The organism is Arthrobacter sp. GW460-12-1-14-TSB2 (assembly GCF_059423525.1).
The window spans coordinates 101,396-109,464 of sequence record NZ_JBWKYC010000019.1; the positions used below are offsets into that span (position 1 = coordinate 101,396).

At 66.3% G+C, this 8,069-nt stretch carries 8 protein-coding genes; 3 read left to right on the forward strand and 5 right to left on the reverse strand.

Going from position 1 to position 8,069, the window contains the following annotated elements; translation table 11 throughout:
- Nucleotides 1-26: 26 nt before the first annotated feature.
- The 4 genes from AC07YR_RS19255 to AC07YR_RS19270 form a co-directional block, all read right to left on the reverse strand.
- Nucleotides 27-1,679, reverse strand: coding sequence for a GMC family oxidoreductase (locus AC07YR_RS19255; protein ID WP_494734918.1), 1,653 nt, complete (start codon nt 1,677-1,679; stop codon nt 27-29).
- The gene (locus tag AC07YR_RS19260) at nt 1,680-3,218 is read right to left on the reverse strand and encodes an aldehyde dehydrogenase family protein (protein ID WP_494734919.1); all 1,539 of its coding nucleotides are present in this window, start codon (nt 3,216-3,218) and stop codon (nt 1,680-1,682) included. It lies immediately after the preceding gene.
- A gap of 97 nt (nt 3,219-3,315) precedes the next feature.
- Nucleotides 3,316-3,942, reverse strand: coding sequence for a TetR/AcrR family transcriptional regulator (locus AC07YR_RS19265; protein WP_436058788.1), 627 nt, complete (start codon nt 3,940-3,942; stop codon nt 3,316-3,318).
- A gap of 67 nt (nt 3,943-4,009) precedes the next feature.
- Nucleotides 4,010-4,933 (reverse strand): LysR family transcriptional regulator, encoded by a 924-nt coding sequence (locus tag AC07YR_RS19270; protein ID WP_494734920.1) that lies wholly within the window; start codon nt 4,931-4,933, stop codon nt 4,010-4,012.
- A 196-nt stretch (nt 4,934-5,129) separates the two neighbouring features.
- Here AC07YR_RS19270 and AC07YR_RS19275 point away from each other — a divergent pair, with 196 nt between their 5' ends.
- A complete protein-coding gene (locus tag AC07YR_RS19275) occupies nt 5,130-5,477 on the forward strand; it encodes a CBU_0592 family membrane protein (protein ID WP_055798193.1) in 348 nt (115 codons plus the stop codon).
- A gap of 514 nt (nt 5,478-5,991) precedes the next feature.
- Here AC07YR_RS19275 and AC07YR_RS19280 read toward each other — a convergent pair.
- The gene (locus AC07YR_RS19280) at nt 5,992-6,531 is read right to left on the reverse strand and encodes a TspO/MBR family protein (RefSeq protein ID WP_494734921.1); all 540 of its coding nucleotides are present in this window, start codon (nt 6,529-6,531) and stop codon (nt 5,992-5,994) included.
- A 142-nt stretch (nt 6,532-6,673) separates the two neighbouring features.
- Between AC07YR_RS19280 and AC07YR_RS19285 the strand changes: the two genes are divergently transcribed.
- On the forward strand, nt 6,674-6,967 hold the full coding sequence (locus tag AC07YR_RS19285) for a hypothetical protein (RefSeq protein WP_494734922.1): 294 nt from the start codon (nt 6,674-6,676) through the stop codon (nt 6,965-6,967).
- 111 nt (nt 6,968-7,078) lie between these two features.
- Nucleotides 7,079-7,963: an aminoglycoside phosphotransferase family protein gene (locus AC07YR_RS19290; RefSeq protein ID WP_494734923.1), complete on the forward strand. Its 885-nt coding sequence runs from the start codon at nt 7,079-7,081 to the stop codon at nt 7,961-7,963.
- The last annotated feature ends 106 nt before the right edge of the window (nt 7,964-8,069 follow it).

An 8,069-nucleotide genomic window follows, 5' to 3' on the forward strand; every position in this document is an offset into this window, starting at 1 on the left:
AATCAATAGCCTCCGGAACTTGCCTCTCAGGCGAAGGACGGGCTGAGCTCCTCCTCTTTCCTTGCAGCGGCCCTTTCAGCGCCATCGGTGTGGCCGGCCCGGATCAAATCCGCGCAGCGCTCGCCGATCATCATGACGGTGATGTTGGGGTTGACGGTGACGTGTTCAGGCATCACGGAGGCATCCGCCACGCGCAGGCCGGTGACGCCCTTGACCCGCAGCTCGGGATCCAGCGGTGACAGATCGTCGTCGGCCGGGCCCATCCGGACGGTGCCCACCGGGTGGTACACGGTGTTGTGGGTCTTGCGGATGTACTCCCGCAGCTCCTCGTCCGTCTGCGCCTCGACGCCGGGCGAGAGCTCGCGGCCGGTCCATTCGGCCATGGCGGGCTGGGCGGCGATTTCGCGGGCCTTGCGGATGCCGGCCACCATGACCCGCATGTCGTGGCCTTCGGGATCCGTGAAATAGCGCGGATCCACCATGGGCTTGTCGCGGAAGTCGCGGCTGCGCAGCCTGACGGTGCCGCGGGAGCGGGCGTGCGTGACGTTCGGGGTGAGGGAAAAGCCGTTCTCCGTGGTGGGGTAGCCGTGCCGCAGGGTGTTCATGTCGAACGGGACGGAACCGTAGTGCATCATCAGGTCCGGGCGGTCCAGGCCCTCCTCGGTGGGGGTGAAGATGCCGATTTCCCACCACTGGGTGGATGTTTGCACCATGGGCTGCCTGGCCTCGAACTGGACCACGCCTTCGGGATGGTCCTGCAGGTTTTCGCCGACGCCGGGGGAGTCCACCAGGACCTCGATGCCGTGCTGGGCCAGGTGGGCTGCCGGGCCGATGCCGGAGAGCATCAGCAGCTTGGGGGAGTCGATGGCGCCGGTGGACAGGATGACCTCGCGGTGCGCGGAGAGCCGGTGGGTCCGGCCGAACGCGGAGTCCACCACGTCGACGCCGGTGCAGCGCTTGTCCGCGTCGAACACCAGCTGGCGGGCGCGGAGGCCCGTGAGCAGGGTGAAGTTGTCGCGGTCGATGATGGGGTGGATGTAGGAGACCGAGCTGGAGGCCCGGGTGCCGTCCGCGCGGCGGTTGATCTGGAAGAAGTTGGCGCCGTTGACCACGGTGGTGCCGGTGTTGAACTTCGTGCGGGGAATGCCCGTCTGTTCGCAGGCGTCCAGGAGCGCGACGCCGGCAGGATCAACCGGGGGCACGTTCATCAGGTGCACGGGTCCTGAGTCCCCGTGGTGGGGTGCGTCCGGCCCGGCGTCCTCATTGGTTTCCAGCCGCTGGTAGAGGGGCCAGGCGGCGCTGGCGTTCCAGCCGGTGGCACCGTACTTGGACTCCCAGTCATCCAGGTCTTCACGGGGAGCCCAGAACGCGATACAGGAGTTGTGGCTCGAGCAGCCGCCCATCACCTTGGCACGGGCGTGCCGCATGAAGGAGTTGCCGTTTTCCTGCGGTTCCACCGGGTAGTCCCAGTCGTATCCGGATTCGAGCAGCTCCATCCAGCGGTCCAGCTGGAGGATCTCCGGCAGGTTGCGGTCGTCCGGGCCGGCCTCCACCAGGGCCACGGTCACGTCCGGATCCTCGCTCAGCCGGGCGGCGACGGCGGCACCAGCGGATCCGCCGCCGATGACGACGTAGTCGAACCCGCGCTCGGGGACGTCGTCGATGTTTTCGTAGTGCATCTAGTTCTCCTTGCCGTGGTCAGCGAACCAGCCGGTTACCTGCGGGCTGGTGTTCTGGTAGATGTGCTTGGCCTCCTGGTATTCGGCCAGGCCCGTGGGGCCCAGCTCGCGGCCGACGCCGGACTGGCCGAAGCCGCCCCACTCGGCCTGGGGGAGGTAGGGGTGGTAGTCGTTGATCCAGATGGTGCCGTGCCGCAGCCGGGATGCCACGCGCTGCGCCTTGCCGGCATCCTGGGTCCAGACCGCCCCGGCCAGGCCGTAGATGGTGTCGTTGGCGATCGCCACCGCTTCGTCCTCGGTACGGAATGTTTCCACCGTCACCACCGGGCCGAACGCCTCGTCGGTGACAACGGACATGCCTCGTTCCACGCGGTCCAGGACGGTCGGCTGGTAGTAGAACCCGCCGTCGTACTTTTCCCCTTGCGGTGCCGCGCCGCCGGTCCGCAGCCGCGCACCCTCCTGGATGCCGCGCTGGACGTAGGCGTGGACTTTGTCGCGGTGGGCCGCGGAAATCAGCGGCCCGGTTTCGGCGTCATCATCAAAGGGGCCGCCCAGCCGGATGTCCCTAGCACGGCGGACCAGCTCGTCCACGAAGCGTTCGGCGATCGATTCCTCCACCACCAGCCGCGCCCCGGCGGAGCAGACCTGCCCGGAATGGACGAACGCCCCGTTCAGGGCATTGTCCACGGCGGCGTCGAAGTCCGCGTCCGAGAACACCACGTTGGGGTTCTTGCCGCCAAGCTCCAGTGCCACCTTCTTGACGGTGCCGGCGGCGGCCGCCGCGATCCGCTTGCCGGTTTCCAGCCCGCCCGTGAAGGAGACGAGGTCGACGGCGGGGTGTTCCGAGAGCGGTGCGCCCGCCTCCGCGCCGGCTCCGGTCACCAGGTTGGCGACGCCGTCCGGCAGGCCGAGGTCCTGCAGCAGCTGCATGGCCAGGATGGCGGTGGACGGGGTCAGCTCGGAGGGTTTGAGGACGAAGGTGCAGCCGGCGGCCAGTGCGGGTGCGATCTTCCACGCCGCCTGGAGCAGGGGGTAGTTCCACGGCGTGATCAGGCCGCAGACGCCCACGGGTTCGTAGACGATCTTGCTGACCACCTCGGCGTTCCCGGCGTCGACCATGCGGCCCGCCTGCTGCCCGGCGAGCCTGCCGAAGTACTCGAAGCAGGCGGCAATGTCGTCCATGTCGATGCGGCTTTCGACCATGCGCTTGCCGGTATCCAGCGACTCGGCGCGGGCGAACTTTTCCCGGCGTTCGCGCAGGCCGGCGGCGACCTTGAGCAGGAAGGTGCCGCGCTCGGGTGCCGGGACATTCGACCAGATTCCGGAGTCGAAGGCGGCACGGGCTGCGGAGATGGCGCGCTCGGCGTCCTCCCGGCCGGCCTCCGACACTGTGGCCACCAGCTCGCCGTCGGCGGGGTTTCGGATTTCGCGCACGGCGCCGGAGGCGGCCGGCTCCCATGCACCGTTGATGAACAGGCTGGATGCTGTCTCGGTTGTTGCGGTTTGGGTGACGTCCCGAAGGGGTGTGGCGTAAGTCATACGAAGGACAGTAGCGGACATTGAACGACTGTTCAATACTTTTTTGAACAGTTGTTCAATGCTACGTATGGAGCTAGCCTGCCCGGCTGCCGGTGGTTCAGGACTCGTGCAGCTCGTGGTCCTTGATGGTGTGGTCCTGAAGCGGCGCGAAGGCGATTTGCTCCGTGCGGGCGATGCTTCTCTGGATGGAGGCCTCATCTACGCCGAGAAGTGCCGTCAGCCACATGCCGTTTTGGATGACGACAATGTCAGCCGCCCGCTCCCTGCATGTCTCCCAGGAAAGATCGGGTTGGGCGTTGGAGACCAATGCAGCGAGGCCATCGAGATAGCGGTCGAAGGCCTCGGCGTTGATCTGTGCATAGCCCTCGTCCGCCTGGGCAAGGGCCCAAAGGTGCAGGCGCAGGGACAGGTAGCGGGTGGTCAGCAGATCGGCGGCCGCCACTCGGCGCAGGGCCTTGCGCAGCTGTTCCTCCGGACCTGACGACGGGTCGGGCGCCACCAGCAGAAGGTCGTGCTCGTCGACCCGGCGCAGGGCTGCCCGTATCAGGCTCGTCTTGTCGTCGTAGTAGTAGTTCACCAGGCCGAGCGCGACGCCGGCTTCGCGGGCCACGGCCCGCATGCTCACACCCGAAATCCCGTGGCGGGACAGCAGATCCAGCGCCGCCTCGAGAATGCGCGACTGCCTGTCCATCTGTTCGCCGGAGTTCACGGCATTGGTCCCCATCTGGCCAGACTATTGCCTAACCCGTACGAGTGCACTTTCCGGGTCCGTATGACCTTGCTGTAGGCGGTCAGGATGTGGACCTCGTGTCGAACGCCGCCGCCGATTCCCGTAGCAGGCGCGCGACTGTGTCAACCGGCATGCTGGCTGACCGCCGCCGGTCGTACCGCCGCAGGACGATGCGACGCGTGCCCAGTCCCGGGACGTCCAGGACATCCACCCCGTCATGGCTGACGCCGCTCAACGCCAGGGTGGGTACGATGGCGACACCCTCGCCCGCCGCGACGAGGGCCAGTGCGGTCAGCGTGTCCTGGTACTGATGCACCGTCTCCATCTGGGCGCCCGTTGACTGACGGAGCCGGCCGAGCACGGAAGCGTTGGCGGCTGAGGAATCGACGCCGAGCCACGGAAGTGGCAGGTGGCCAAGGTCGATGTTCTCGGTGGTGAGCAGGGCACCCGCGGGAACCACCAGTTTCCACGGCTCGTCCAGTAGGGGCTCCTCGATCATTCCGGCGGGCAGTGAGCCTTGGCCGGGCGTCGTCGAATCGAGCTCCACCACAACGGCGTCGAGCGCGCGCTGCCGGAGCAGCCGCAGCAAGGCAGGGAAGTCGTCTTCAATCATCCGGATCTGCAATTGCGGGTACCGGATGCGCCACTCGGGCAGGCGCGGGATGACCACGGTGCGGACAAAGCTGGTGAATCCGCCCACCCGCACCACCCCCGCGACCTTGGCCCCGCCCTCCATCCGGGCGCGGGCAACGCTGAGTGCACGCTCGATCTCCTCACCGGCTTCCGCAACGGCCAGGCCCGCGGGTGTCAAGACCGAGCCTTTGGGTGTGCGAACCACCAGCGCATGCCCCGTCTTGTCCTCCAGCTTGTTGAGCTGCTGGGACACGGCCGAGGGCGTAATCCCCAGTTCGTCAGCCGCGGCGAGCACCCCGCCCGTGCGGGCAACCGCAAGGAGGACTCGCAGTCGGCGCGGATCAATATCCATGTTAAGTAGTTCTAAACCACATCTTCAGAGGAGTGCAATTGATCTACAGTCATGCCGTCCTCATAATTGCTGTTGAAAGCCAAATCCAGGGATGCCTGATCCGATCGGCAACGGCCCCGAAACACGTAACTTCAGCCCGCTATCTGCACCTTCCGCCCAGCGGATGGCAGCCGGGCACCACCCCCGAAAGGACATCATGGAACTGCTCTGGGAAATTGCCGGCTGGGCAGGCGCTGTTGCCATCCTCAGTGCGTACCTGGCGGTGTCCATGGGCTGGCTGAAGGCCGGCAAGGGCTTCCAGACCGCGAATCTCCTCGGTTCCTGCGCCTTCATCATCAACGGCGCCTTCCACGAAGCATGGCCGTCCGTGGTCACGAATATCGCCTGGTTCCTCATTTCCGCGGTGGCGCTTCTTCGCATGCGGTCCATGCAGGATTCACCGGCGGCCGCTGCCGAGGCCCCGCACGTGCAGTTTCCCGGCGTCCCTGACTCGACCGGGCAACTGGCCATCGTTGAAGCGCCCCGAGCAGCTAGCTTTACGTAAGCGGACGAAGACTTAGGCGGACGAAGACTTAGGCGGACGAACACTTAAGCGGACGACGGCGGGAGGTCCCGCCGTCGCCCGCTGCCGTTTGGCGTGCGAAACAATTGGTCAACTGGTTGGCGGATTCCGCCGAGGATGCCTGATAATCAAAGTAAGGCTTGGACCGCGTGTGCCGGTTTCCTCGCCTCAAGAATCAGCCCGCCTCGGAGCCACTGGTCCTCGCCCGCAGGCAACACCTTCAAATAATTCAGGGATACCTCTATGGACAGTTCAGGCTTCATGGCACTTTTTCTTGCCGGGACAGACGACACCGCCACGAGCGCGCTCCCGAATGCTCCGCGAGTGCACAGGACAACCAGACCACGGCTGTCGCGTTGGTCCGCCATGCGAGGCCGGATGGCCAGCCTGCTCCACCGCCTTGCGTGGGCGATTGAGCCGGATACGCGTCGCATCCACTGACCGTCGCATCCACTGACCAAAGAATCGGTCCGGAGCTGACCCCGGCGCCCAAGCCTTAGTTGTTCAGGGCGGCGTAGAGGTTCAGGCTGGCCGAGAACACCAGCCACGAAACGTACGGCAGCATCAATACTCCCGCCGTCGTGTTGATCGGCCCGAACCGCAGCACGGCGAACGTCGCAACCACGGCGTGGGCTGCGATCACCAGCAACGCCAGCCACAGCGCGGCGTCGCCAATGATCGGATACAGGCCGAAGAACGTCAGCGGCCACGACAGATTCAGCACCAGCAGGCCGCCGTAGACCTTGAACGCCTCCCGGCGCGGGAACCGCTGCTGCCGCCACACCAGCCACGCCGCCACCGCCATGGCCGCGTACAGCACCAGCCAGGTCGAGCCGAACATCCACCCCGGCGGGCTCCATGGTGCCTTGTTCGCAGCCGCGTACCAGGCGCCGTTCAACCTGATCGGCAGGGATCCCAGCAACGACACCGTCCACGAGACCGCCAGAAAACCGCAGAGGGCCGCAATCTGCCGCCGCAGCGGCCGTGGGCCGGGAGCGGGAGTGCCCGGGGCGCTTTGTTCAACGTTCAAGGGCACTGACCAACTGTGAACAACCGCAGGCCCTCCCGTCAAACGACGACGGCGGCACCGCCCGCCGTCGTTGGCCCGGGCGGGCATTCACAGCCCGCCCATAGGCAAACGGTGCCTCCTTCTCATGCGGGGAGACCACGATCAGAGTATGAGCGCATGGAGAAGGAGAACAGTTCCCGGGCTGGCCGCCGTCGCGGCGTTTTTCCTGGTCGCAGCCAGCGCGGCCGGGATCGATGAAATGGCCAACGCAAAAATACCGGGCGTGGCCACCGGAATCGTCCAGGACTCGGCCATGAACACCGAGCCGGGGCTTGAGCACGTCCTTCTGGCCGGATTAAGTCAGGGTTCCCTTCCCGGTGGTTTCCCGAACGATGATGTCCGGGACGACGAGTACGACGACTATCTGGAAACACTCCACTTTCAGCCACGTCCCCCGGCCTGAGAACGCCGGACCACCAGCCAGCGAGCAACCGCGTGCTCCGGGGTACTGAACTATATTCGGACAAGGGAAAGGTCCGGTTGCGTCGCGGGATCAAGGGAGGCGGATCTCTGAATGGCGGGAATGCCACCAGCCACGCTGGAAGTGAGCGACACCGTCGTCCAGTGCCTTGTCCGGGACCAGCGGCCCGACCTCGGTGATCGTCCCCTGGCCCGGGTTGCGAACGGCTGGGACAACGCGACATTCCGGCTCGGTGATGACTTGGCGGTCCGGCTGCCCCGCAGGGCGGAGGCTGTACCGCTGATTCTCCGTGAGAAGCAGTACCTTCCGGACATAGCCCGCCGCTCCCCGGTTGCGGTTCCTGTGCCTGTCCATGCCGGCCGGCCGACGTCGGACTTTCCCTGGCCTTGGAGCATCGTGCGGTGGGTTCCCGGAGCCGCCGCGGCCGACGTCGGCCCGGCAGACCGCGGGCCGGCCGCTGAAGGCCTGGCCGATTTCCTCCTTTCCCTCCATGTGCCGGCCGAAACCGGCGTCCCGGTGAATCCATTCCGCGGCGTGCCGCTGGCGGACCGTGACGCTGCGGTGGTGGAACGGCTCGGGGACCGCGAACGCTACCCGCAGGCAGCCGCGCTGGGTGCGGTGTGGGCGCAGGCCCTTGCCGCTAAAGCCTGGGCTGGTCCGGCGATGATGCTTCACGGGGACCTTCACCCGGGCAATATCCTTCTGGCGGACGACGGCTCGCTGGCCGGCGTCATCGATTTCGGCGACGTTGGGGCAGGGGATCCGGCCGTTGATCTTGCGGTGGGGTGGCTGATGTTCGACGCCGGCGCCCGCCGCCGCTTCACGGACGCCTTTGGCGCCGCTGTGGACAGGGACACCTGGATGAGGGCCCGGGGCTGGGCTCTCGTCCTGTCCACCGCGATGCTGAGCAACTCCGACGACAATCCGCGGATGTTCGCCGTGGGAGAGTTCGGGGTCAGGCAGGTCCTGGCAGGCTGACTTTCGGCCTGATGCTTTGAAGCGGCGTTAATTGATGCTCCTATAGGTGTCAATGGTCGTTGAGCCAGCTTTCGTAGCGTTGGTGGAACACGTCGTCGCGAGTAAG

Excerpts from the sequence above, each read along its gene's own strand:
- AC07YR_RS19255 (WP_494734918.1), bottom strand. The coding sequence starts at position 1,679 with ATGCACTACGAAAACATCGACGACGTCCCCGAGCGCGGGTTCGACTAC.
- AC07YR_RS19260 (WP_494734919.1), bottom strand. The coding sequence starts at position 3,218 with ATGACTTACGCCACACCCCTTCGGGACGTCACCCAAACCGCAACAACC.
- AC07YR_RS19265 (WP_436058788.1), bottom strand. The coding sequence starts at position 3,942 with ATGGGGACCAATGCCGTGAACTCCGGCGAACAGATGGACAGGCAGTCG.
- AC07YR_RS19270 (WP_494734920.1), bottom strand. The coding sequence starts at position 4,933 with ATGGATATTGATCCGCGCCGACTGCGAGTCCTCCTTGCGGTTGCCCGC.
- AC07YR_RS19275 (WP_055798193.1), top strand. The coding sequence starts at position 5,130 with ATGGAACTGCTCTGGGAAATTGCCGGCTGGGCAGGCGCTGTTGCCATC.
- AC07YR_RS19285 (WP_494734922.1), top strand. The coding sequence starts at position 6,674 with ATGAGCGCATGGAGAAGGAGAACAGTTCCCGGGCTGGCCGCCGTCGCG.
- AC07YR_RS19290 (WP_494734923.1), top strand. The coding sequence starts at position 7,079 with ATGGCGGGAATGCCACCAGCCACGCTGGAAGTGAGCGACACCGTCGTC.